General features: G+C 61.8%; 24 protein-coding genes. 14 read left to right on the top strand and 10 right to left on the bottom strand.

Annotated features, from left to right (window positions below):
* Positions 1-8: 8 nt before the first annotated feature.
* On the bottom strand, positions 9-1,001 hold the full coding sequence (zntB, locus tag AB5Y81_RS00335) for a zinc transporter ZntB (RefSeq protein WP_010635250.1): 993 nt from the start codon (positions 999-1,001) through the stop codon (positions 9-11).
* A 105-nt stretch (positions 1,002-1,106) separates the two neighbouring features.
* On the opposite strand from zntB, the gene AB5Y81_RS00330 reads away from it, so the two are divergent.
* From AB5Y81_RS00330 to AB5Y81_RS00315, 4 genes are all read left to right on the top strand, one after another.
* Positions 1,107-1,559 (top strand): YaiI/YqxD family protein, encoded by a 453-nt coding sequence (locus AB5Y81_RS00330; protein ID WP_005308419.1) that lies wholly within the window; start codon positions 1,107-1,109, stop codon positions 1,557-1,559.
* 119 nt (positions 1,560-1,678) lie between these two features.
* Entirely contained in the window at positions 1,679-1,948 is a 270-nt protein-coding gene (locus tag AB5Y81_RS00325) for a PepSY domain-containing protein (protein ID WP_017765207.1), read from the top strand.
* 48 nt (positions 1,949-1,996) lie between these two features.
* Positions 1,997-2,554, top strand: a complete 558-nt coding sequence (locus tag AB5Y81_RS00320; RefSeq protein WP_005308410.1) for a cytochrome b/b6 domain-containing protein — start codon at positions 1,997-1,999, stop codon at positions 2,552-2,554.
* A 91-nt stretch (positions 2,555-2,645) separates the two neighbouring features.
* Positions 2,646-3,146 (top strand): metal-dependent hydrolase, encoded by a 501-nt coding sequence (locus AB5Y81_RS00315; RefSeq protein WP_005308407.1) that lies wholly within the window; start codon positions 2,646-2,648, stop codon positions 3,144-3,146.
* A 70-nt stretch (positions 3,147-3,216) separates the two neighbouring features.
* On the opposite strand, the gene AB5Y81_RS00310 is transcribed toward AB5Y81_RS00315, so the two are convergent.
* The gene (locus AB5Y81_RS00310; RefSeq protein ID WP_279484924.1) at positions 3,217-4,422 is read right to left on the bottom strand and encodes a NupC/NupG family nucleoside CNT transporter; all 1,206 of its coding nucleotides are present in this window, start codon (positions 4,420-4,422) and stop codon (positions 3,217-3,219) included.
* Between the two features lie 564 nt (positions 4,423-4,986).
* Between AB5Y81_RS00310 and dbpA the strand changes: the two genes are divergently transcribed.
* On the top strand, positions 4,987-6,363 hold the full coding sequence (gene dbpA / locus AB5Y81_RS00305; RefSeq protein WP_279484925.1) for an ATP-dependent RNA helicase DbpA: 1,377 nt from the start codon (positions 4,987-4,989) through the stop codon (positions 6,361-6,363).
* A gap of 72 nt (positions 6,364-6,435) precedes the next feature.
* Positions 6,436-6,717 (top strand): YkgJ family cysteine cluster protein, encoded by a 282-nt coding sequence (locus AB5Y81_RS00300; RefSeq protein ID WP_024942310.1) that lies wholly within the window; start codon positions 6,436-6,438, stop codon positions 6,715-6,717.
* A 35-nt stretch (positions 6,718-6,752) separates the two neighbouring features.
* Here AB5Y81_RS00300 and AB5Y81_RS00295 read toward each other — a convergent pair whose 3' ends face one another.
* Positions 6,753-7,148 (bottom strand): hypothetical protein, encoded by a 396-nt coding sequence (locus AB5Y81_RS00295; protein ID WP_024942309.1) that lies wholly within the window; start codon positions 7,146-7,148, stop codon positions 6,753-6,755.
* Positions 7,149-7,422: 274 nt separating this feature from the next.
* On the opposite strand from AB5Y81_RS00295, the gene AB5Y81_RS00290 reads away from it, so the two are divergent.
* On the top strand, positions 7,423-8,820 hold the full coding sequence (locus AB5Y81_RS00290; RefSeq protein WP_279484926.1) for a PepSY domain-containing protein: 1,398 nt from the start codon (positions 7,423-7,425) through the stop codon (positions 8,818-8,820).
* Between the two features lie 68 nt (positions 8,821-8,888).
* Here AB5Y81_RS00290 and AB5Y81_RS00285 read toward each other — a convergent pair whose 3' ends face one another.
* Positions 8,889-9,104 (bottom strand): DUF6500 family protein, encoded by a 216-nt coding sequence (locus tag AB5Y81_RS00285; protein WP_279484927.1) that lies wholly within the window; start codon positions 9,102-9,104, stop codon positions 8,889-8,891.
* A 103-nt stretch (positions 9,105-9,207) separates the two neighbouring features.
* The gene (locus AB5Y81_RS00280; protein ID WP_201892487.1) at positions 9,208-10,113 is read right to left on the bottom strand and encodes a 1,4-dihydroxy-2-naphthoate polyprenyltransferase; all 906 of its coding nucleotides are present in this window, start codon (positions 10,111-10,113) and stop codon (positions 9,208-9,210) included.
* A gap of 207 nt (positions 10,114-10,320) precedes the next feature.
* On the opposite strand from AB5Y81_RS00280, the gene AB5Y81_RS00275 reads away from it, so the two are divergent.
* From AB5Y81_RS00275 to AB5Y81_RS00245, 7 genes are all read left to right on the top strand, one after another.
* Positions 10,321-11,667 carry an isochorismate synthase gene (locus AB5Y81_RS00275; RefSeq protein ID WP_279484928.1) on the top strand — a complete coding sequence of 449 codons (1,347 nt, stop codon included), beginning with the start codon at positions 10,321-10,323 and terminating at the stop codon, positions 11,665-11,667.
* A gap of 33 nt (positions 11,668-11,700) precedes the next feature.
* Complete coding sequence (gene menD, locus AB5Y81_RS00270) at positions 11,701-13,431, top strand: 2-succinyl-5-enolpyruvyl-6-hydroxy-3-cyclohexene-1-carboxylic-acid synthase (protein WP_279484930.1); 1,731 nt, start codon at positions 11,701-11,703, stop codon at positions 13,429-13,431.
* Complete coding sequence (gene menH, locus AB5Y81_RS00265; protein WP_201989590.1) at positions 13,421-14,191, top strand: 2-succinyl-6-hydroxy-2,4-cyclohexadiene-1-carboxylate synthase; 771 nt, start codon at positions 13,421-13,423, stop codon at positions 14,189-14,191. Before menD ends, menH begins: the two co-directional genes overlap by 11 nt.
* A gap of 4 nt (positions 14,192-14,195) precedes the next feature.
* Entirely contained in the window at positions 14,196-15,044 is an 849-nt protein-coding gene (gene menB, locus AB5Y81_RS00260; protein ID WP_279484931.1) for a 1,4-dihydroxy-2-naphthoyl-CoA synthase, read from the top strand.
* Positions 15,044-15,973, top strand: coding sequence for an o-succinylbenzoate synthase (gene menC, locus AB5Y81_RS00255; RefSeq protein WP_024942303.1), 930 nt, complete (start codon positions 15,044-15,046; stop codon positions 15,971-15,973). Before menB ends, menC begins: the two co-directional genes overlap by 1 nt.
* A gap of 10 nt (positions 15,974-15,983) precedes the next feature.
* Positions 15,984-17,390 (top strand): AMP-binding protein, encoded by a 1,407-nt coding sequence (locus AB5Y81_RS00250; RefSeq protein WP_279484932.1) that lies wholly within the window; start codon positions 15,984-15,986, stop codon positions 17,388-17,390.
* Between the two features lie 301 nt (positions 17,391-17,691).
* A complete protein-coding gene (locus AB5Y81_RS00245; RefSeq protein ID WP_279484933.1) occupies positions 17,692-18,927 on the top strand; it encodes a winged helix-turn-helix domain-containing protein in 1,236 nt (411 codons plus the stop codon).
* Positions 18,928-18,929: 2 nt separating this feature from the next.
* Here AB5Y81_RS00245 and AB5Y81_RS00240 read toward each other — a convergent pair whose 3' ends face one another.
* The 5 genes from AB5Y81_RS00240 to AB5Y81_RS00220 form a co-directional block, all read right to left on the bottom strand.
* Positions 18,930-19,469, bottom strand: a complete 540-nt coding sequence (locus AB5Y81_RS00240; protein WP_368146508.1) for a fimbrial protein — start codon at positions 19,467-19,469, stop codon at positions 18,930-18,932.
* A gap of 8 nt (positions 19,470-19,477) precedes the next feature.
* Positions 19,478-20,503, bottom strand: coding sequence for a fimbrial protein (locus AB5Y81_RS00235; RefSeq protein WP_010635265.1), 1,026 nt, complete (start codon positions 20,501-20,503; stop codon positions 19,478-19,480).
* Positions 20,504-20,505: 2 nt separating this feature from the next.
* Entirely contained in the window at positions 20,506-21,237 is a 732-nt protein-coding gene (locus tag AB5Y81_RS00230) for a molecular chaperone (RefSeq protein WP_010635266.1), read from the bottom strand.
* Positions 21,238-21,247: 10 nt separating this feature from the next.
* Entirely contained in the window at positions 21,248-23,782 is a 2,535-nt protein-coding gene (locus tag AB5Y81_RS00225; RefSeq protein ID WP_341536314.1) for a fimbria/pilus outer membrane usher protein, read from the bottom strand.
* 67 nt (positions 23,783-23,849) lie between these two features.
* A complete protein-coding gene (locus tag AB5Y81_RS00220; RefSeq protein WP_010635268.1) occupies positions 23,850-24,239 on the bottom strand; it encodes a hypothetical protein in 390 nt (129 codons plus the stop codon).
* Positions 24,240-24,311 lie beyond the last annotated feature (72 nt).

The raw sequence follows: 24,311 nt of genomic DNA, 5'->3' as shown, positions 1-24,311 counted from the left end.
TCGGCTCCTTACCACCAGCGTCTGTGTTTGAGCCAGACCGCCAGCCCGGCGGCCAGCGCCACCAGGGATCCGCAGAAGATCCAGAAGGCGGTCGGGCTCTCGGCCCCGGGAATGCCCCCCAGGTTGATGCCGAACAGGCCGGTCAGGAAGCTGGCGGGCAGAAACAGCAGCGCCATCACCGACATCTGATAGGCACGGCGGTTGGTCGCCTCCGCCATCAGGTTGTTGATCTCGTCCGCCAGCACGGCGGTGCGCGCCACCCCGGCATCCAGATCGTCGAGCCAGCGCCGCAGCCGGTCGGCGATGTCGAGCAGGCGGCGCCGGTCGTCCTCGTCCAGCCAGCTGATCTTCTCGTTGGCGAGGCGCGCCACCAGATCCCGCTGGGGGGAGAGGTAGCGGCGGATCATGATGAGCTGTTTTCGGATCAGCGCCAGCCGGCCGTTGGCAGGCAGGTCGCGCATCAGCACCTGCTCTTCCAGATCTAGGATCTGGTCGTGCAGCTCCTCGACGAACTCCCCGGCCCGATCGGTCAGGGCGTCGCAGATCTCCACCAGCCAGTCGGCCGGGGTGTCGGCGCCACCCCCCTGCTTCAGCTGCTCGAAGACATCTTTTTCCGACAGCAGTGGCCGCCGCCGACTGCTGATGATGAGATCCGGCGTGATGAAGATCCGCAGCGCCACCATCTCTTCGGGCCTGTGATCCTTGTTGTGGTTGATGCCGCGCAGGATCAGCAGCACCGTCTCGCCCATCCGCACCAGCTTGGGGCGATTGCTCTGGCCGAGCAGGGATTCGCGTGCCGCGTCACCCAACAGTGGCGTCTGCAACAGCCAGCGCGCCGCCTCCGGGTTGCCATAGTCCAGATGCAGCCAGCCCGGCTGCGCTGCCGGAATCTCGCTGCCCGCCGCCAGCGGCTGCATGCCCCCCCTGCCATCCAGGGTCAGGCCATAAATCACGTCACTGGGCACCCGATCCATCTGCTCGTCCTTCTCGCTCATGTTCATCGGCCCAGCTTACACCAAAGCCGGACCCGACTCAGCCCCGGGGCAGCCGGCCGCCCCCGGCCGTGCTAAGATGCTCCACTCGTTTCAGACACAGGAAACCATGCCATGCCCATCTGGGTTGATGCCGATGCCTGCCCCATTCCGGTCAAGGAGATCCTCTACCGTGCCGCCCACCGCGCCCAGGTGGTGACCACCCTAGTGGCCAATCAGGGGCTGCGGGTGCCCCCCTCCCCCTTCATCAAGACCCAGCAGGTGGAGAAGGGCTTCGATGTGGCAGATCATGTCATCGCCCAGCAGGTCAAACCCGGCGATCTGGTGATCACCGGCGACATCCCCCTCGCCGCCCTGGTGATCGATGCCGGCGGCGAGGCGCTCAACCCCCGCGGCGAGATCTACACCCGCGAGACCATCAAGGCGCGGCTCGGCATGCGCAACTTCATGGAAGAGCTGCGCTCGGCCGGGGTCCAGACCGGTGGCCCGGCCCCCCTCAACGCGGCCGACAAGCAGCGCTTCGCCAACGCGCTGGACAAGTGGCTGGTCAGGGGCAAGCTGAGCTGAGCCCGCTCCCCGGCGCCCTGTCGGGGAGACCCGTTCGTCCCCTTCTGCGCTTAATTCTTTCTTAAGGGAGCTGAACTAACCTTGTGGCTGTTGACCCAACCACCCGCAAGGAGCAAGCAATGAAACTGACCCCCCTGTTGTTACTGATCCCTCTGTTGAGCGGCGCAGCCCTGGCCGATCCCCAATGCACCCAGGCCGACAAGAGCAAGTGGATGAGCGAAGCCGACGCCCAGCAGAAGATCAAGGCGATGGGCTATGACATCAAGAAGTTCAAGGTCACCGAGACCAACTGCTACGAGATTTACGGTTGGGACAAGGAGAAGCGCAAGGTCGAGATCTACTTCGACCCGACCGATCTGAAGAAAGTGAAAGAAGAGATCGACGAATAACGCCGCGTTGGGCCGGCAATGCGCCGGCCCCAGCCTTGGAGCCTTGCCATGACCCCTACCTCTGAAGTGAAAGTCTGGGATCCCCTCATCCGGGTGTTTCACTGGGCTACCGTCACCCTCTGCCTGCTCAACTTCTTCATCCTGGAAGAGGGGAGCAAGCTCCACAAGTACGCCGGCTACGCGGTGGGTATCCTGCTCATCATCCGCCTGCTGTGGGGACTGATCGGCCCTCATTACGCCCGCTTCGGCCAGTGGTGGCCGACCCCGGCCCGGGTACGCTACTACCTGCGCCAGCTGGCCAGCGGGCATCACCCCTACTACCTCGGCCACAACCCGGTCGGCGCCCTGATGATCTGGCTGCTGCTGCTGTCGCTGGTCGGCACCGTGGTCACCGGCTGGCTCACCACCTGGGATGCCTTCTGGGGCGAGGACTGGCTGGAGGAGCTGCACGGCATCCTTGCCAACACCCTCATGGCCGCCGTCGGTGTCCATGCGGCCGTGGTGATCCTGACCGATCGCCTCACTCGCAGCGACCTGGTACGCGCCATGGTGCTGGGCAAGAAACGGGTGCCCGCCGACACCAAGGTGGAAGATCCGCGCAGTTAATGACCGGGCCGCCCGCCGGGCCCCGGTTTTTTGCTGCAATGGCCCGCGACACTGGTAAGATGCGCCGCCATTTTCCCATGTCGTAGCCATCATGACCGCCCAAGGGCACCTGCTGTTTTCCGTTACCTGCACCCTGATCGCCCACAAACTCCAGCTGACGCCGGCCCTGGCCGACGCCAGCCTGTGGCAGACCGTGCCCGCCGCCCTGGCCAGCGCCCTGCTGCCGGACCTCGACCACCCCAAGTCGGTATTGGGGCAGCGGCTGCCCTGGATCTCGAAACCCCTCTCTCGCCTGTTCGGTCATCGCGGCTTCACCCACAGCCTGCTGGCGGTGGCGGTCGCCATCTGGGGACTCAACCAGCAGCTGCCACCCGACACCCTGCCGGTCGGGGTCAAGGATGCCCTCATCATCGGCTACCTCAGCCATCTGCTGGGGGACTGGCTCACCCCGGCCGGCATCCCGCTCTTCTGGCCCAGCAAGCGCCGCTACCGGCTGCCGGGCTGGCCACTCAGAAGCGGCGGCGCCCTCGAGACCGGCTTTTGTACCCTCACCCTGCTGGCCGCCGGTTACTGGGCCCACTGGCCCGGCTAGGCAGTCAGCCGCCAAAAAAACAAACCCCTGCCGAGGCAGGGGTTTGTCGTGGTGAGGGCGGGTGGATGGCTTACAGCATCACACCGGCGATCACGGCGGAGAGCAGGCTCACCAAGGTGGAGCCGTACACCAGCTTCAGACCGAAGCGGGAGACCATGTTGCCCTTCTCTTCGTTCAGCGCCTTCACCGCACCGGCGATGATGCCGATGGAGCTGAAGTTGGCGAACGACACCATGAAGATGGAGAGGATGCCGACGGTGCGCGGAGAGAGCTGGGCCGCTATCTTGCCCAGATCCATCATGGCCACGAATTCGTTGGTCACCAGCTTGGTCGCCATGATGGAACCGGCCTGCAGCGCTTCACTGCCTGGGATACCCAGGATCCAGGCGATGGGGTAGAAGATATAGCCCATGACGTGCTGGAAGTTGACACCGAACGCCATCTCGAACAGGTAGTTGATGAGGGCGATCAGGGCGATGAAGCCCACCAGCATGGCACCCACGATCACCGCCACGGTGAAACCGGCCATGATGTACTCGCCCAGCATCTCGAAGAAGTTCTCTTTCTTCGGGGTGTGGTGCTCGTCACCCTCGGACAGCGCCTTGGCGTCAGTCACGGTATTGTCCGGCTCGTAGGGGTTGATGAGGGACAGCACGACGAAGGTGCTGAACATGTTGAGCACCAGGGCGGCAACCACGTAGCGCGGCTCGATCAGCTGCATGTAGGCACCGACGATGGACATGGAGACGGTGGACATGGCGGTGGCGGCCAGGGTGTACATCTGCTTCTCGTTCAGGTGCGGCAGTATGTTCTTGAGCGCGATGAAGTTCTCGGACTGGCCGACGATCATGGAGCTGATGGCGTTGAAGGATTCCAGCTTGCCCATGCCGTTGATCTTGGCCAGCACGGTACCGATGCCGCGGATCACCAGCGGCAGCAAACGGATGTACTGCAGGATGCCGATCAGCACAGAGATGAAGACGATGGGCATCAGCACCATCAGGAAGAAGGAGAAGGCCCCTTCATTGACCAAGCCGCCGAACACGAAGTCGGTCCCCTGCTTGGCAAACTCCATCAGCTTGGTGAAGCCGGCGGCAAAGCCACCCACTACTGCCAGACCCACTTCGGAGTTCAGCATGAACCAGGCCAGCGCCAGTTCGACCACCAGCAGTTGGCCGATATAACGCAGTTTGATCTGTTTCCAGTTGTGGCGGTTGGCCAGCAAAGCAAGAGCGAGGACCATCACGAGTCCGAGCACAAAGTGAACGTATTCCATACCAGTAGCACCTGAGTAATTTGTAATTTTTTGACCGGCGCCATCATAGACATTTGCATATTTAAAAATCAGATAGCCATCACAATCTGCGGTAAAAATATGCATGTTGGATAATACAAACGTTTTTAAATTAATTAAACGCTCACGCAAGCATCTAATCGTTGTTCAATAAACATAAAAATCATTAACAAACAGCAAGTTAAAAATAAACCACTCCGTCTGGCAGGGCTATTTTCACAGCTTGCTCACATTTATTTAAAACCTGGCGAATGGCGTCATAGCGGTGAGGTTAAATTTACGACGAATTTATTTAATCAAATCAAAATGACAAACGTTTATCTTATTTGCGATGAATGGCCCGGCCTCTTTCAGCTAATTCCCGAAAGGCAGTGGGGTATTTTCAGGCGAGCCGGACAACATGCCGCCACCGTTTTTCTCCGGCGGCGGCCCCGCCATCGTCGCCGTCCAGTCGTTCAAAAATCCGCCACACCCGGCAGCGCTTTCTGATACAATGCGCGCCCTTGCGCACGGCGCAGCCCGTTTTCTCCGATATAGAGTCTTTTTGTGAACAACGAATTTAGCAGCCTGAACCTCTCCCCCGCCCTGCAGGACAACCTCGCCAGCCTGGGTTATCTGCAGATGACCCCGATCCAGGCCCAGAGTCTGCCCCTGGTACTCGATGGCAAAGACCTGATCGCCAAGGCAAAAACCGGCAGCGGCAAGACCGCGGCCTTCGGCCTCGGCCTGCTTGCCAACCTCGATGTCAACCGGCTCGAGGTGCAGGCGCTGGTGCTCTGTCCGACCCGCGAGCTGGCCGATCAGGTTGCCACCGAGATCCGCCGTCTCGCCCGCACCCTGCCCAACGTCAAGCTGGTCACCCTGTGCGGCGGCACCCCGACCGCACCGCAATCCGCCACCCTGAGCTTTGGCGCCCACATCGCCGTCGGCACCCCGGGCCGGATCCTCAAGCACCTGGAGCAGGGCACCCTCGAGCTGGACGGCCTCAAGACGCTGGTGCTGGACGAAGCGGATCGCATGCTGGACATGGGCTTTGGCGAAGACATCAACCGGGTCATCAGCCACGCCCCGCGCGACCGCCAGACCCTGCTGTTCTCCGCTACCTATCCGGAGGGGATCGCCCAGATGAGCCGCGGTGTGCAGCGCAACCCGGTCGAGGTGAGCGTGGAGTCCCTGCACGAAGACAGCGCCATCGAGCAGAAGCTGTATGAAGTGCCGGCCGGCCAGCGCCTCGACGCCCTCGGCTGGTTGCTCAGCCACTACCAGCCGAGCTCCTGCGTGGTGTTCTGCAACACCAAGCGCGCCTGCAACGACGTGGCCGACCACCTGGCCGCCAAGGGCTTCTCGGCGCTGGCGCTGAACGGCGACCTGGAGCAGCGCGAGCGGGATCAGGTGCTGGTGCGCTTCGCCAACGGCAGCGCCACCATCCTGGTGGCCACCGACGTGGCCGCCCGCGGTCTCGACATCAAGGAGCTGGGCGCCGTCATCAACTACGAGCTGACCTACGATCCCGAGGTGCACGTGCACCGCATCGGTCGTACCGGCCGCGCCGGTCAGCAGGGCCTGGCCCTGAGCCTCTACCAGCCGAACGAGGCCCAGCGCGTCAACATCATCGAGGAGTACCAGCAGGCCCCGCTGCCGCTGGGGGATCTCGATGCCATCGGCCGCGCCATCAAACCCATAGCCCCGCAGATGGTGACCCTCTCCATCGATGCGGGCCGCAAGAGCAAGGTGCGCGCCGGTGACATCCTGGGCGCGCTGACCGGCGAAGGCGGCATTGCCGGCAGCGACGTGGGCAAGATCCAGATCGCCGAGCAGTACTCCTACGTGGCGGTCAAGCAGGGCGTAGCCAAGGCGGCGCTCAAGCGACTGCAGGAAGGCAAGATCAAGGGGCGCAGCTACCGTGCCCGCAAACTGGGCTAAGGTTCAGACCACAGGCGCCCCAGCGGCGCCTGTTTCATATTTATCCGTGCCCATGAGAACAAGGCAGGTGCCATGACGACCCCAGAAGTGAGCTGCCAGAACTGCGAGGCCTGCTGCTGCCGCCTCGAGGTGATGCTGTTTACCGATACCGGCGTGCCGGATCGCTATGTGGAAGAGCGGGAAGGCGAGGTGCCTGTGATGCACCGGCTGGAAGATGGCTGGTGTGCGGCGCTCGATCGCAACACCATGATGTGCCGCATCTACGAGGTACGCCCCCTGATCTGTCGTGAGTTCGAGATGGGTGAACCGGACTGTATCGACGAACGGGACAAGTGGTTTATCAGGCTGGATTGAACTGCCCACCAGCATCAGTCGCATTGCGGTCTATTTCAGGCTAGCCCGGCCAGTTGCTGCTCCAGCCAGTGCAGTGCCTCGTCGGTCTGCTCGAAGTAACGGATCCCCTGAAACGGCAAGCCGCTGAACACCTGATCCGCCAGATACTGCTTGAAACTGCCCGCCAGCACCACCGCCAGAAAGGCGCAGCCATTGTTGGCGCACCACTCGAACTGACGGCGAAAACGGGCAAGCACCTCGGGCCCTGCCGCCTCGAATTCGGTCGCCACCTCGACTATGCCCCAGGGCCCGGCACTCAGGCTGGCGATCTGCTGGCTGAACTGCGCCTCATAGGCCATGGCCCCCGCCAGATTGAAGGGGCCGCTCGGCCGGCAGATCAGCACCTGGCCCTGTCGCTGCATCTCGAAATGGCCGTGGGGTCGCAACTTCACGTCTGCCTCCTTCCCTGGATTCTTCGCCGTGCAAGCACTCTCTTATGTTGCAACAAGGTAATGATCTCTCTGCCAAAAGTCCATTTTGACAAGGTTCGGCCAGAGGGGATTGCGCCACCTTCTGACTGGTGGCAAAGCGGTTCGGCGTGCACTCGGCGACCCCATCGGCCAGCCATCATGTTCTGTTGCAGTTAACAAAACGTTGCTGTTATCATCCGCGCCGCCACCAACATTCCACCAACTGAAACGTTAACCCAAGGCGCAAGGAACAGAGATGAAAAATCGGGACGCGAACCACTATCAGCGCATCTGGCGCTGGCACTTCTATGCGGGTCTCTTCGTCGCCTCCTTCCTGATCCTGCTCTCGCTGACCGGGATCGTCTATCTGTTCAAGCCCCAGCTCGACAACCTCATGTATCCCGAGCTGATGAAGGTCGCCTCCGTCAGCCAACCGCTCAGCGCCGACCAGCTGCTGGTAAAGGCGATGGCGGCCATGCCGGACGCCAGCCTGAGCAAATACCTGCCCCCCACAGGCCCGGAGGCCAGCGCCCAGTTCATCGTCCGCCAGGGCGGCAGCGAGCTGACCCTGTTCCTCGATCCCGCCAGCGGCGCCCTGCTCGGCACCATGGACAACAAGTGGAATCTGCAGGCGGTGGCGCGCGCCCTGCACGCCGATCTGCTGCTCGGCACCACCGGAGATAGGCTGATCGAGCTGGCCGCCGGCTGGGGCATAGTGCTGCTCCTGAGCGGGCTCTATCTCTGGTGGCCACGCAAGGGGCCAGGGGTTAGCGGCATCCTGTGGCCGCGCTGGAGCCAGCGTGGCCGGCTCTGGTGGCGCGACCTGCACGCCGTGGTCGGCCTCTGGGGCGCCGGTTTCCTGCTGCTGCTGCTCTTGAGCGGCATGACCTGGACCGGTTTCTGGGGCGATCAGTTTGCCGCCGTCTGGAACCGCTTCCCGGCCGCCATGTGGAACGAGGTACCCAAATCGGCGCCCCTGGCCCGCAGCCTCAACCATGCCCACCAGCAGACCGTGCCCTGGGCGGTGGAGAACACCCCCATCCCCAGCTCGGCCGAGCCCAAGGCCCACGACCACAGCGCCATGGGACACGGTAGCGAGCACGACGGCATGATGATGGCGGAGCACCGCATCCCGCTGCAGCAGGTGGTGGAGATCGCCGCCGCACGCCGGGTCACGCCGGGCTACAGCATCACGCCGCCGGCCGGGGCGAGCGGTGTCTACACCATCGCCATCTTTGCCGATGATCCGCGCAACGACGCCACCCTGCACATCGATCAATACAGCGGCAAGGTGCTGGCTGACGTGCGCTGGCAGGACTACGGCCCGGTCGCCAAGACGGTGGAAACCGGCGTCATGCTGCACATGGGCAAACTCTACGGCTGGCCCCATCAGCTCGCCATGCTGCTCATCTGCCTGCTGGTGCTGCTGAGCTCGGTGAGCGGGCTCTGGATCTGGTGGAGCCGTCGTCCGCAGGGCCGCCTCGCCGCCCCGCCGCTGCCGACCAGCCTGCCCCCCATGCGCGGCGCCCTTGTCCTGCTGATCCTGCTTGGCATCTGCTTCCCGCTGGTGGGCGGCTCCATGCTGGTGATCTGGCTGCTGGACAGCTTGCTCTTCGCCCGCCGTCGGGCTCCCAGGCTGGCACGGGCCAGCTAGCGTTACCTCAACCTGACGCACCAGCCAGCGGGCTCCCGAATGGGAGCCCGCTGGTTTTCAACCCGTCTTTACTCCTGCTCCACCAGCTGGAGGATCTTCCTCGCCTTCTCGAAGTGATCGAGGCGCTGGGTCTGGATCCACCAGGTCGCCGCCTCCATCAGCAGCTCGGGGTCGTCATTGCGGTTGGCAAAAAACCCATAGAAGGAGACCCCGACCGTCTCCCCCTTCTGGGCAATCTTATGCTGGCACACCTGGATGATCTTCTGCTTGAGCGAGTCGCGCATGGCGGCCCTCCTGCCCGATGAGTGAATGGCCGGACAGCATACCTCAACCAGCAAAAAGGCTCCCCTGCGGGAGCCTTTCTTCATTGCCAGACAAGGTCGCGACTCAGGAGAGTGCCAGTCCGATGGAGAGCAGCAGGCTGTAGAGGAAGGCGCTGATGGCGGTCTTCTTGAGCGAACCGGTCAGCACCTCGCCATCGAAGCTCTGGCGCAGGGTTCTGGCGGCATCGGTGAGCGGCTTCATGGCGGGCAGGAAGATCCAGGGCCAGAAGCTGGCAGTCTGGGTCAGGATGAAGGCGATGGTCGCCAGCAGCGCCGCTCCCAGCAGCACCCAGTGATAGGCGATGGCCCGGTTGCGGCCGAGCCGCACCGCCAGGGTGATCTTGCCGCTGGCGGCGTCGGTCTCGATGTCGCGCACATTGTTGATGTTGAGCACGGCGGTCGCCAGCAGGCCGCAGGCGGTGGCCGGCAGCAGCAGATCCCACTGCAGGGTCTTGGTGAACAGGTAGTAGGAGCCAAGTACCCCCAGCAGACCGAAGAAGAGGAACACCGAGATGTCGCCGAAGCCGCGATAGCCGTAGGGGGTCTTGCCCACTGTATAGGTAACGGCGGCCACGATGGCGGCGCCACCGAGCAGCACGAAGGTGAGGATCTGCAGCCACTGATCGCCGAAGGCGCAGCCCAGCAGGGCGAGGCCGCTGACCACGGCGGCCAGGGCGGTCAGCGCCATGGCCACGCACATCTGCTTGCGGGTGATGAGGCCGGAAACCACGGCGCGCTGGGGGCCGATCCGCTCGCCATTGTCCGCCCCGGATACCGCATCCCCATAGTCATTGGCCAGATTGGAGAGGATCTGCAGCAGAATGGCGGTCAGCAGGGAGAGCGCCATGATGGTGCCGTCGAAGGCGCCGCGGCTGGCCGCAAGCCCGGATCCCAGCAAAATGGAGGAGCACGCCAGCGGCAACGTTCGCAAACGCGCCGCCAACAACCAAATAGATAAGGTATTTGTCATATTGTGATGGCCAAACAATCAGATATTGATCGTGTTAAGGGTTATCGAACCGGATTTCGGTATACTTGGCCCCTCGGGAGTTGGCTCCCCGGGCGATTTACATGGACGAATGGGCAGATAATATATAGGAATAATCGCTCCTTTGGCATAAACCAACGGCATCCTTCTGCAGGATGGACCGTCACTATCGGCTCATAGACGAAATCCATGTTGGCTCAGACCCATATCAAGCAACAACTGGACGCCCTGCGTCATGGCAATGCCAGCGGCTTCGTGCGACTGCGCGTCGCGATCGAGGTTCGCTCCTTTCTGGGCTGGCTGACGGCGCAGACTCTCTATCCCCGCATCTATTGGCATGCCAGAGGACAGGACAAACCCGAATACGTGGCGCTGGGCTGCCTGCGCGAGCTGACCGAGCCCAGGGCGATCCGCCAGGTCTGCGAGCACACCAGCCAGCCCCATGACGACAGCCCCCGCTACTATGGCGGGCTGGCATTCGACCCGACCCAGCCCGGCTGGCAGGGGTTCGGCCCCTGCCGTTTCGTGCTGCCCCGCATCGAGCTGGTGCGCCGCGGCGAGTGCATCACCCTCTGCCTCAACCTCTGGCTGCCGGAGCAGACCGGCAGCGACGCCTTCGAGGCCGAACTGCAGGCCGCCGCCGCCGCCCTCGACGCCCTCCAGCCGGAGTCGCCCCTGCCCCCGCTGGCCCGCCACCCGTGGCAGCGGGAAGATTGCCCGAGCCAGCCCCAGTGGCAGACGCTGGTCGAGCAGGTGACCGCCCCCGACTTCCAGGCCCACACCCCCAAGGTGGTGCTGTCGCGCCAGAGCCGGCTCACCCATGAGGGTGCGACGAATGCCACCGAGCCGCAGGCCGTCGTCCCCTGGTCGCTGCTGGCCCGCTGGGCACAGCACGGCCAGGACTGCTTTCACTTCGGCTTCCAGTTTTCCCCCGAGCAGAGCTTCATCGCCTGCTCCCCCGAGCGGCTCTATCGCCGCGAACAGCAGCACCTCTTCACCGAGGCGCTGGCGGGCACCATCCGCCGCTCCGGCGACGAGGCGACCGACGCGGCGCTGGCCGCCGAGCTGCTGGCCGACAGCAAGAACCGGCTGGAAAACCGGCTGGTGCACGCCGACATCCTCAGCCGGCTGGCGCCGCTCACCACGGATGCCACTCTGACCGAGCCGCGCATTCTCAAACTGCGGCTGCTGCAGCACCTCAAGTGCGACATCGAGGCCGAACTCAAGCCCGGCGTCTGCGACTGGCAACTGCTGGAGGCGCTGCACCCCACCCCGGCGGTGGGCGGCGCTCCGCGCGAGGCGGCGCTGGCCTTCATCCGTGAACGCGAGCCCTATGATCGCGGCTGGTATGCCGGCGCCTGCGGCATGCTGAGCCGGGAGACCTCCGAGTTCTCGGTCGCCATCCGCAGCGCCCGCATCACGGCGCAGGCCATTACCCTGTTTGCCGGCGCCGGTATCGTCGCGGGATCCGAGCCTGCCGCCGAGTGGGCAGAACTCGACAACAAGATCGCCAATGTGCTCTCCCTGCTGGGATAGCGTTTCTCATCGACTCCTCACCACGAGAGCCTCATGTCTGCCAGCCAAGCGTTCGCCAGTCACCATGCCACCTTCAACCACGTCTGGTCTTCCCTCTTGCTGGAGGAGCTCTTTCGCCTCGGCGTGCGCGACATCGCACTGGCCTCCGGCTCGCGCTCGGCACCGCTCACCATGGCAGCCGCCGCCCACCCCGGCTTTCGCCGCCATCTTCACTTTGACGAGCGCGGTCTCGGTTTCATGGCGCTGGGGCTGGCCAAGGGCAGTGGCCGCCCGGTGGCGGTGATCATGACCTCGGGCACCGCGGTGGCCAACCTCTGGCCAGCGGTGGCCGAGGCCCAGCTCACCGGCGTGCCGCTCATCATTCTCTCGGCCGACCGGCCGCCCGAGCTCATCGACAACGGGGCAAATCAGGCCATCGATCAGCAGGGGATCTTCGGCCGCTACCCCGTCTATCAGCAGAACCTGCCGAGCCCCACCGCCACCATCCCGGCCGCCTTCGTGCTGAGCTCGGTGGATCAGGCGCTGGCCCAGCAGGCACGCACGCCGGGGCCGGTGCACTTCAACTGCATGTACCCGGAGCCCCTCTATCCGGGCGATGAGTACCTGGATTTCTCCGCCTATCTGGCCCCCCTCGGCGACTGGCTCCGCTCGTCCGAGCCCTGGAGCCCCTGGCAACTGGCGCAGGCCCCCTGCCCCCGTCAACCCGACTGGGACGAGCTGCAGGGCAAGCGCGGCCTCATCGTCGCCGGCCGCATTCAGGATCCCGCCCAGGCCAAAGCTGTCGCCGCCCTGGCCGAGCGGCTCGGCTGGCCCCTGCTGGCCGACCTGCAGAGCCAGTTGCGCTTCGATGGCCGCAACCTGGTGCACGCCGATCTCGCCCTGCAGCACAGCGGCTTCGTGGCCGAACTGGCCCGCGCCGAGGTGCTGCTGCAATTTGGCGCCCGTCTCATCTCCAAGCGGCTCGGTCAGTTCATCAAGCAGCACTCCTGGCAGGATTACTGGCTGGTGGATCCGCAGCCGGCCCGACTCGACCCGGACTACCGGCTGCGCCGCCGCCTGCTGTGCGAACCCGGCGCCTTTGCCGCCGCCCATCCGGTGGCGCACCCGCACCTGCCCTGGCACCGGCTGGCGGAGCGCCAGCAGTCCGTCAGCCAACAGGTGCGCAGCGCCTGCGAGCGCTTCTCCGAACTCGGGGTGTGCCATCGCCTGAACCAGCTGATCAGGGGCCAGCTGTTTGTTGGCAACAGCATGCCGGCCCGGCTGATGGACATGCTCGGCGAGGCGGGCAAGGGCCCCAGCCGGGTGATGACCAACCGCGGCGCCTCCGGCATCGACGGCCTTATCGCCACCGCCTACGGCTTCGCACAATCGATCGAGCCGGACAGCGACGAGCCCACCACCCTGCTGCTCGGCGATCTCAGCGCCCTGCACGATCTCAACAGCCTGGCCCTGCTTGGTAAGTCGAGCCGGCCGCTGGTGGTGATCCTGCTCAACAACGACGGCGGCAGCATCTTTCGCATGCTGCCGGTGCCGACCCAGGACGCGCTGCTGGAGACCTACTACTGCCTGCCCCACGGCCTGCACTTCGAACACGCCGCCGCCATGTTCGGCCTCCACTACCGGGCGCCGGCCACCCTCGCCGACTTTGAGCGGGACTACGCCGCCGCGCTGGAAAAGGGGGTAACGCTGATTGAAATCAAGGTCCCCAGCAGCGAAGTCGCCGAGGATCTGAAGGCACTGGGAAGCGCGATCCGTGGCAGCTAGTGCCGACCAGCCGACGCTGGTGCTGCTGCACGGTCTGCTCGGGGATGCCAACGACTGGCAACCCGTGCAGGCAGCCCTGGCCGACCTCCCCAGCCTGGCGCTGGATCTGCCGGGTCACGGCAGCAACCAGGCTGTGTGGGTGAGCGGTTTTGACCAGGCTCACCGCTGGCTCTGCGACGAGCTGGCCGCACGCGACATCGACCACTACCGGCTGGCGGGCTATTCGCTGGGGGGGCGGCTCGCCCTCTATCACGCCAGCCAGGCCCCGGCTGGGTTGCAGGCCCTGCTGCTGGAGAACTGCCACCCCGGCCTACCCGCCGAAGAGCGCGCTGCGCGCCTGACCCACGACGAAAGCTGGGCCCGGCGCTTCGAGCAGGAGCCCCTGGCGAGCGTGCTGGCGGACTGGTATCGGCAGGGGGTGTTCGCCGATCTGGACGACGCAGCCCGCGCCCGCCAGATATCCCGCCGCCTTGGCAACGACGGCAAGGCCGTGGCCGCCATGCTGCGCGCCACCTCCCTTGGCAAGCAGCCGAACCTGGCCCCCTGGCTGGCGCAAGGCACGCTGCCGGTCACCTGGGTGAGCGGCAGGCGGGATCACAAATTCCATCAGCTGGCTTGCCTCATGGCGAGTCAGCAGAGCAAAATCAACCACTTGGAGCTGGATGGCGGCCACAACCTGCATGCCCACCAGCCTGAGGCCTTTGCCCGGCTCCTCGCGGAGTGGGTCAACCAACAACAAGAAGAGAAGCGTCATGATTGAAGCAATGACTGAAGCGGAACTCTATGCCCCCGTCGAGTGGCGTGATTGCTCCGCCGGTTACGAGGACATCCTCTATCACAAGTCCGGCGATGGCATTGCCAAGATCACCATCAACCGCCCCCAGGTGCGCAACGCCTTCCGCCCCCGCACCGTCAAAGAGATGCTGCAGGCGCTGGCCGATGCTCGCTACGACGATCAGGTCGGCACCATCATCCTGACCGGCTTCGGTGAAAAAGCCTTCTGCGCCGGTGGCGACCAGAAGATCCGCGGCGACTACGGTGGCTACCGCGATGACGAGGGCACCCATCACCTCAACGTGCTCGACTTCCAGCGCGACATCCGCACCTGCCCGAAACCGGTCGTTGCCATGGTGGCCGGCTATGCGGTCGGTGGCGGCCACGTGCTGCACATGATGTGCGATCTGACCATCGCCGCCGACAACGCCCAGTTTGGCCAGACCGGCCCGAAAGTGGGCTCCTTCGACGGCGGCTGGGGTGCCTCCTACATGGCGCGCATCGTCGGCCAGAAGAAGGCCCGCGAGATCTGGTTCCTCTGCCGCATGTACGATGCCCGGCAAGCCCTCGACATGGGGCTGGTCAATACCGTCGTGCCGCTGGCGGAGCTGGAGCGTGAAACCGTGCGCTGGTGCCGCGAGATGCTGCAGAACAGCCCGATGGCGCTGCGCTGCCTGAAGGCCGCCCTCAACGCCGACTGCGACGGCCAGGCCGGCTTGCAGGAGCTGGCAGGGAATGCCACCATGCTGTTCTACATGACCGAAGAGGGTCAGGAAGGGCGCAACGCGTTCAACGAGAAACGCCGTCCCGACTTCTCCAAATACAAGCGGAATCCCTGATGACACTCGCTCTCTATCGCTACCAACTGCCTTTTACCCAGCCCCTGACCTTTCACGGCAAGGTGGAGGTGGCGCGAGAGGGCCTGCTGGTCCGCGTTGACGACGGCTGGGGGGAAATCGCCCCCCTGCCCGGCTTCTCCCGCGAGAGCCTGGCCGAGGCGCAAGCCGAGGCCATCGTCTGTCTGGAACGGCTGGCGGCGGGGCAAGATATAGCCCCGCAGCTCCCTTCGGTGCAATTCGGGCTGGACTGTGCCCGCCGCTGCTGGCCTGCCCAGACAGCCCCGCTGCCCGAACCCTATCCCCTTATTCAGGGCTCCCCCCAGGAGCTGCTGAAGAACTGGAAGAACTGGCTGCACAAGACCCCGAACAAGGCCAAGCTGAAGGTGGCCCGTTACCCCATGCGCGACGAGCTGGCGCTGATCCGCCTGCTGTGCGACCGCATTCCCACCCTCAAGCTGGTGCTGGACGCCAACCAGGGCTGGACCCGCGAGGAGGCCTGGGCCTTCTGCGGTCATCTGGATCCAAACCGGATCGAATATCTGGAAGACCCCTGCGCCGACTTTGCCGACATCGCCTTCGTGGCCAATCGCACCGGCATGCCGGTGGCCATCGACGAGCTGCTGGCCCAGGGCAAGCCGTGGGAACCCATTCCCCAGCTGCGCGCCCTGGTGCTCAAGCCGACCCTGCTCGGCTCGCTGGCCCATTGCGAGGCGCTGGTAGCCCGGGCCCACGAGCTGCGCCTCAAGGTCATCGTCTCTTCCTGCTTCGAATCCGGCGTCGGTCTGAACCAGCTGTTCCATCTGGCCGGCGAATGGGCACCGGAACAGGCCCCCGGCCTGGATACCCGGCGCTGGCTGGCCGCCGATCTGCTGGACGCCGCCGGCAAACCCGATCCAAGCCTGCTGGAGCCCCTGTTTCACCACGATTGAAGGGGCCTGCATGCCACCCTTGTCTGACCATCACTCCCATCCCGAACCCTGCCCGGTGCGTCACTGGGCGCGATCCACTCCCGCTCGCATCGCCATTCATGCCGCCATCCCGTTCACCTACCGGCAACTGGACGCCAGGCTCAACAGCCTGTGCCAACAGCTGGCCATGGCCGGCCTGCAACCGGGAGATCGCCTCGCTGCCGTGGTACGCGGTGCGCTGGAAGATGTGCTGCTGGCCTGGGCCTGCGTGCGCAGCGCCATCGTCTTCTGCCCGCTCAACCCCGCCTTTCCGCTGACCCGGCAAACGGAGCTGGCGACCCTGCTCGACGTCAGGGCCTGCTGGTCGGCGGGCGAGATCCCGGCCGGCAGCTGGCAACCGCTACGGCTCGACTTCACCCGTGAGCTGGTGGCGGACGAAGGCGACTGCATGCTGGATCCTGACCGGCTCAACAACATGATCCTCACCTCGGGTTCCAGCGGCACCCCCAAGGCCGTGGTGCACCGGCTGGCCAACCACCTGGCCTCGGCGCGAGGCTCCACCAGCCAGATCCCGCTCGATGCCGAGTGCGGCTGGCTGCTCTCCCTGCCGCTGTTTCATGTCGGCGGCTACGCCATCCTGTTTCGGGTCTTTCTGGCGGGCGCAGCCCTGGTGCTGGACGATCGCAGCCGCCCGCTCAGGGAGCGGCTCGAACAACAACCCATCACCCATCTATCCCTGGTGCCGACCCAGCTCTGGCGACTGCTGGCGCAGGGCTTCGATCCCGCTCGCACCCGGCTGCGCGAGCTGCTGCTCGGCGGCGCCGCCATCCCCCTGCCGCTGGTGCACAGGCTCACCGCCATGGGACTGGTGCCCAAGGTGAGCTACGGCCTCTCCGAGATGGGCAGCCAGGTCTGCACCGGCCGGCCGGCCGCCGCCGGCGTGGTGGGCAAGGCGCTGCCGGGGCGGGAGGTCTGCATCCGCCAGGGGGAGATCTGCGTGCGCGGCGAGACGCTGTTTGCGGGCTACTTCAAGGAAGGGGGGCTGGCGCGGCCACTCGACGAGGACGGCTGGTTCCACACCCGCGACAAGGGGCATTTCAATGCAGATGGCGAACTGGTGGTGGAGGGGCGGCTCGACAACCTCTTCATCTCGGGGGGCGAGAACATTCAGCCCGAAACCATAGAGCAGCGGCTGGTGGATCACCCTGCCGTGGCACAGGCGCTGGTGGTGCCGGTGCCGAGCGACGAGTGGGGGCAGAGGCCGGCAGCCTTTATCGACTGGCATGGCGAGCCGCGCCCTTATGCCGAGCTGGCGACCTGGATCCGGCAGACCCTGCCCGGCTTCATGGTGCCAGATCAGTGGCATCCCTGGCCCGATCTCGGGGGGCAGCTCAAGCCGCAGCGCAGGCAATATCAGCGCATGCTGCAGGAACAATGATCAGCCATGCGACAATTTCAGACATGGTGGAGCCATCCAAATACACACTTTATTCGAAAGAAAATGCTGGCGGCGTCAAAATACCCCTCACAGGCAGGGGGAAGTGAGAACGATTACATACACGACCCTCTTTTTGCGTGTTTTTTGAACTGAACGAGCCGCCTGTAGTACCATATTCCCCGCCATGCATTTAAACGCAAAGGTAACTAGTTGATAGTTAAAGATATTGCCAATTTCCCATTATTTGAACAAAGACTGCATGGTGGTAAAATGCTCTCCTTGGCAGTAAGACGAGTCACACATGAGTAACAAAAATTATAAAATTGCAGAGGATATCTTTTTCTCCGCTGCAATATTCCGACTCTCGAAAGGAGACAAGGACATCAAGCTCAGCAACAAGGAAGCCGAGCTGCTCGAGATGCTGTGTGATGAGGCAGGCAGTGTCATTGCCAGAAGCAAGCTGCAGGATGCCTTGTGGCCGAACCAGGACAATACCGACACCAACCTGAACCGGCAGATCCTCTCGTTGAGACGAAAGCTGGAATCATTCGGTTTGATGGATGCGATCGATACTATCCCGCGGGTGGGATATATCTTCTGCGCCCCCATTGAAGTGGCCGGAGAGACCGAGGAGGCAGTGCCGAATGAAGAAATTCAGACGGTCGCAACCGCCAATGTGCCCCAGGTCAGACGGCAATATACCCGCCGTAAATATGATCGCTATTTCAGCCCGCAGCGTATTTTGCTGGTTGCGCTCTTGCTGGCATCGCTGACCGCGCTGGTCATCAGCATATATCACTATGCCACGGCCAATACGCTGCGCACCATCAATCTTGGCCATGTTTCTCTTTATATGACCAGTGATACCGAGCAAGCATTGAAGGTAAAGATCGATGCGCTCTCATCGTTGGTCCAGAAAATTTCGCGCAAGGATGATGAACAGGTATCCCTGCTGGTCGGCAAAGAAGCCATCAGCTATTTCTCCATCGACAACAACAGTCGCCAGCTGTCAGAAAATGTCTTTTTATTGCGCAATGGTCATCCGCTTGCCGAAGAGGTGCAATGCGTTATTTCCACCATGGCCCAGCAGGGAAAGAATGTTTCCCACAACTATTACAACAATACCGACACCACAGTTCGATATCACAGCAATTGCCAGGCGCCGGACAACTGGGTTGAGCTGACCAGAAAAAACAAGTTCATTGTTACGCTGAGCAGAGAAATAGTCGTGGCAACCATTATAGCTACCGACAGCCAGGGTCAGACGCTGTTCAATCTGGATTCCGTCGGGGATCTGGAGCGGGATGATGGCGATATTTCGGTAGAGGTAAAAAATACCATCGTCAATTACATCGATCAAAAGGCACTGACCAATAACGGCATGGTGGCAACCCTGGTGGCCGCCTTGACCCCCCCTAAACAGAAAGCACAGTTTGTGCAGTTGCCGGGGGGCATTTACCTCTCCAGTTATCTGGGCGGCGTCATCAACTGGCCCAGTCTGGGTAATTCAAAGGTCATTCAGCGCAATGACTTCTGACCTTATTCATAGGCAACGATAAAGTTGGCCACGGCGGAATAATCCCCGGGCTGGATGGTCTTGGCAGCCAGCGCGTCCGGATGCGCTTCCACCCGGGCAAAGAACTGCAGCTCATTGTCTGCCGCACCGCCCAGCAGATAACCGCGGGAGGGGGTGCCCAGATCCAGCGGTGACTGGGTCACGTCATAGAGGCGGATCCCGACGCCCTTGGCCATCCCGGCGGTAAACGCCAGCCCGCCGCCGAGCTGGGGATCCTGCGAGCCGGTAAAGGTCACCTTGGCCATGCGAAAGATCCCCGGCTTGCAGTTGGTCAGCCGGATGGAGAAAGGCACCTGGACCCCGGCCCCGTTGGCATAGAGCTCCTTCACGTCGACCACCCCCATCTCGACCTCCTGCTCGATGGATTCGGGAGCAATCTCGCACGGCTGATCGATGATCCGGCCATGGAGATTGAGCTCTCCTCCAAGAAGTTCAAGATCATCAGCAGCCGCATTGACCCACAGCGGGAGTATCAGCAACCCCAAACAGCCTAAGCGCAACATATCGACTCCTACTGGAATGAGGCAACAATTGTACCGGTTGCATAGAAGTCACCTGCAGCAACTTCAGCACCGGCAGGACTTATCGGGGCGGCAATAAAACCCCAGTCACCGATATTTCCCTGCATGGAAACCGGATACCAATCATTCAGATTCAGTGTCGAGCCATCCAGCTGTTTGAATTTGATGCCAAGATTATTGATAACATCACCACCTTTATATCCGTCTCGAGTCGTTCTGAGATAACTCTGACTAAACGATGTCGGTTTACCAGAAATGGCGAGGTTAATTTTTAATGAGGCATCTTTATCAAATACCCCACCACTGCACACGAAGTTAAGTGGTACAGTTTTCTCAAAATTGTTGCCATCCAATCCCGTCCCTGGCAAATCGCCAAACTCGACCTCAATCGTCTGCCCTCCGTTGATGGTGCATTTTTCTGGCACATACAACACCGAGGACTTGATGACGATTCTGGACATGACCTCGTTATTGAATCCGGAATCCGTTCTGCCCAGACGACCAAACATCTCGACTATTTCATGGTCGTCGATTTGTACGCCATTGATGATGGGTTTACGAACGCGAAACGTCACAATGCCCTTGCTACCACTTCTAAAACCAAAATCTGCAGAGCCCTTGCTCTTGTAGCAAGTAAACTGACCCTGATTGGATTCTTCAGTAAAAGGGGCAGTCACATATGCCCGACGATTACCTTCAATCCAGATATCAACTTTGAGATCCAAAAACTCGTTTAACTTGACAAATCCACCACCAACACTGGGTAACCCTGCACTCATTACTGCCTTGTAATAAATAGGCTGATTTCTAATATCCTGATCTGGACAAAATGCCGTACCAGGATAAGTACTATTAAGATCCCACTTGAACTCTTTTTTTGCATTAACCTGGTTGTCTATGTCTTCTTTTTTAAGTTCAATGTCATAGGTTTTTGTGGCAGCCCTAATCTCACCATTAATAGCCATCACTGGCATGGACAAAAAAATGATACCAAGTACCCCCGTACGCAATATCATCTTTATCTCTCCTTCACGGCTTTACAGGCATTGCCTGCACACTGGTATTTGATATCCATATATCCGCCATAGTCATTGACGTAGCTGATCACAAATTCATTGCCCAGCGCTTCCGGGATGTTGACCGTCTGCTCGGACTTGGGTGCCACCATAAAGGCGGAGAAGCCCTTGATGGCGGTTCTCCCCTTGCCCTGCGGATGGCCGAGGCCCACGTAGGTGATGTAGTAAGGGGTGGGGTTGTTCACCTGCAGGGCCTTGCCCTGCTTGGTGATCAGCACCTGATCCTGCCAGATGGCGCCGCGCTCGGGCAAAATGGCCTCGGGGCGGTAGAACAGCTTGATCTTGGACTGCACGGCAATCTGCATCACGTTGCTCTTCTCGCTCTTGGGCGGGATCTCGCGCAGGTTGAAGTAATAGATCGACTCGCGATCCTTGGGCAGGCTGTCGATGGCTGGCACGCTGGCGATCCGCACGATGGACTTCTGGTTGGCATCCACCCGCTGTACCGGCGGCAGCACCACGAAGGGTGAAGAGATCTTCTGCCCCTGGGCATCTTCAATCCAGGACTGCGCCAGATAGGGCAGCTTCTGGTTCTCGTTCTTGATGTTGAGGCTGATGGACTTGGCACCACCCGGATAGACGGCGCGAGTACGGTCCAGCACGATGGCAGCGCTGACGTTGAGCGAGGTCATGCCCAGCACAGCCAGACAGGTATAAGAGAGCAGCTTTTTCATCGGTATCCCATTACTTGCAAGTGAGAGTCTTCATCGACAGATCGGTTACTTGTTGCGGTGCCACTATCTTGCACTGGCGGGCGCCGCCCCAGGAGAGTTCAAACGCTTCATTCGGTTTCACCCCGGTCAGATAGACCAGGCCATCTTCATCCACCACCGAGAGCACCCGGCCGGAATCCCTGACGACGGTGGCACCAAACGGCGGCACTGAGCCATCGGACAGCTTGACGTTGGCCAGCAGCTTGAACCCTTCGGCGATTTCGAAGGCATTATACCCAATTGCCCCCTCGGTCAGGGTCCCCTGCTTGATGGCGTTCATCGCATCGATGTCGTCGCTCAGCTGATCCACGTCGACCCGGGTGTCGCTCTTGCGATAGTCGGTCATGTCGCTGATCACCGCGACGCCAAAGCGGTTGGTCACTGCGCGGCCGTTGTTGAAGGAAACGCCGGAGGTCTTGTCGGTATCCACCATCATGCGGGTGCCGCCACGACGGGTCGCCTGATGCAGGGCCGCCCCGTGCTCGGTCGCCGTCAGGCCACCGCGCAGGCTGGCACCGACCGAGGTGTACTCGCTCTGCACGCTGTAGGCATTGAGGCTGACCGCCCCGATGTCGCTGTTGTGGTTGTAGTAACCCCGCGCCACGGCGTGGCCATTGCTCTGCACGCCCGCCCCCAGCTGATAGGTATCATCCGGCCGGCTGTAGTCCTGATAGGTGGCCAGGTGGGTCACCTTGCCGTTGGAGGACTGCACGCTGTATCCCGCGCTCTTTCGGTCTCCGATCGGCATGCTCAGGGTCAGCATGACGCTCTTGTCATCCTCGTAGTTCTCGGTCTTGGTCTTGTAGGCCGACACATAGACGGAGACATCCTTGAAGCTGCCGATGTTCACGTTCTTGTTGATGGTGAGGCCGTAGCGATCCTCGGCGTCATGTTCCCAATAGGTTCTGTGGGTGTAGTCCAGGTAGACGGTCAGCGCCTTGGCCGCATCGTCCGCCCAGAAGGTCTTGTTGGCGGTGATGGTGTAGAGCTCCTTGTCACCCCAGTTGTTGTAGTCATCGCTCGAGGTATTCTCTTTCTTCTCCAGCCGATCCTTGTTATTGAGGAACTGCGACATGGTCATGAAGTCATGCTGGGAGAAGCGATAGCCGGCGAAGGTGATCGAGCTGTTGTATTCATCGAACTGCTTGGCGTAGTTCACCCGCACCGACTGGCCAATCTTGGTCGACAGGCCGGGCAGCTTGGAAATGGATTGGGTCAGGTCGGCGGAAATGGCACCGAAGGCATAGAGATCGCGACCGATACCCAGCCCCATGGAGTTGTATTCACCCGCAACCAGACTGCCGCCATAGAGCGACCAGGAGTTTGCCACCCCCCAGGAGAAATCACCGGTGACGAAGGCAGGGCCGTGCACGTCATGCACCGAGTCCGTCTGTTCGGAAGGGGCGCCGACCGCCAGGTTGTATCTGACATAGCCGGGACGGGTCAGATAGGGCACGGTCGCCGTGTCGACCTGGAACGAGTTGACGCTGCCATCCTGCTCTTCCACCCGCACATCGAGACGGCCGCGCACCGAGCTGTCCAGCCCCTGGATGCGAAACGGACCGGCCGGTACGTTGGTCTCATAGAGGATGCGACCAGACTGGGAGACGGTCACCTTGGCATTGGTCTTGGCGATGCCGCTCACTTCCGGCGCATAGCCCTGCAGGCTCGGCGGCAGCATGCGCTCGTCATTGGCCAGGTTGACGCCGGTATAGCGAAAACCGTCGATCAGCTGGGAGTTGAGCTGCTGCTCGCCCACCGTCAGCTTGGCGGCCATGTTCGGCAGCGGACGATAGGCGTAGATGCGGTTCAGCTCGGAAGTGGTCCGATCGTTGTCGCCCCAGTAGGCATTGGCCTGATAGTCACCGCGCAGGCGCCAGGCACCGTAGTTGAACCCCAGGGTGCCGTAGCTGCTGATGTTGCGGTTGGAGTAGCCATCGCCCTCGTTGATCTGGGCGTTGATGTTGTAGTCCAGCATCATCCCCGGGATCCCTTCATCCCACTGCTCGGGCGGAATCCAGTTGGGATCGCTGTACTTCATCCACGCCTGGGGCACGGCGATGCGCAGCAGGCCGTTGCCGATGTCGTTGGCGATCACCACGCCGTCCAGCGCCAGCAGGTTGGCACACTGACCGTCGTGCCAGCTGTCGATCTTGGCGATGGCCTCGTCGGTCAGCGCCAGCTTGGGGATCACCTCTTGCGGCAGGCAGGCCACCCCGCCCTTTCCCTTGCCGGTGTCGGTCTCGTAGAAGGGGATTTTCTGCAGGGGCAGCTTGTTCTTGTTGACCTCGATCTCGAGGTAGTAGTCGCCGGGCAGGATGTAGCCTTCGTCGGCAAACTGGGAGAGGTCGATCTTGGTTCGTTCGTCCAGATCGAGCGCATCAATATTAAACTCCGTCTCTGCCCATGCATGATTCGCCACCGCCATCAGGCCGGGCACGCACAGCATAAAAGCCATTTTGGAATAATGTTTTTTTCTCACAGAGTCTGATGTTGAAACGCTCATATATTTACTCTAGGAATTGCATAACGGTCTCACGTAATGAGGTATCTACACTAAGCAATTGGCTTGCTTACATATAATTGAGTTCAAACAGCGTCGTACTGTCCGGAAAAAACAGTTGACTGCTGGTCAGACCCAAATTGAATTCCAGATCACTGTTGACGATATCCGAAATAATAAAGCTCTCGCCGGACACCTTGTGATATTGGCCGTTGTTGAGAATGCCAAGCTCATCGCTCATGGCACCGCGCACAGACATGGAAATAAAAGGCAGTGATGCCTCTGCTGCTCCTTCAACCTGACAGCCGCTGATTTTCAACGTGCCCGGTTGCCTGGCCTGCAAAGGAATACTGCGCTGCACGTCCAGCGTACAGCCCGACTCGGCCAGCCCATCCGAAATCTCGTTGGCGTGGACTGATCCCGCCATCATCACCAGCTGCAGCACCATGGCTGCCATCATTGAAGTTTTCATGATCAAGGTTCGATGTGAGGAGACAGAAGGTGTGAAGTTGTGGTGGCATCAGCCACCACA

Origin of the sequence: Aeromonas sp. s2 (assembly GCF_040907935.1) — a bacterium.
GTDB lineage: Bacteria > Pseudomonadota > Gammaproteobacteria > Enterobacterales > Aeromonadaceae > Aeromonas > Aeromonas dhakensis.
The sequence above is the reverse complement of the archived record's forward strand: the minus strand, read 5'-3'. Positions and strand labels throughout refer to the sequence as shown.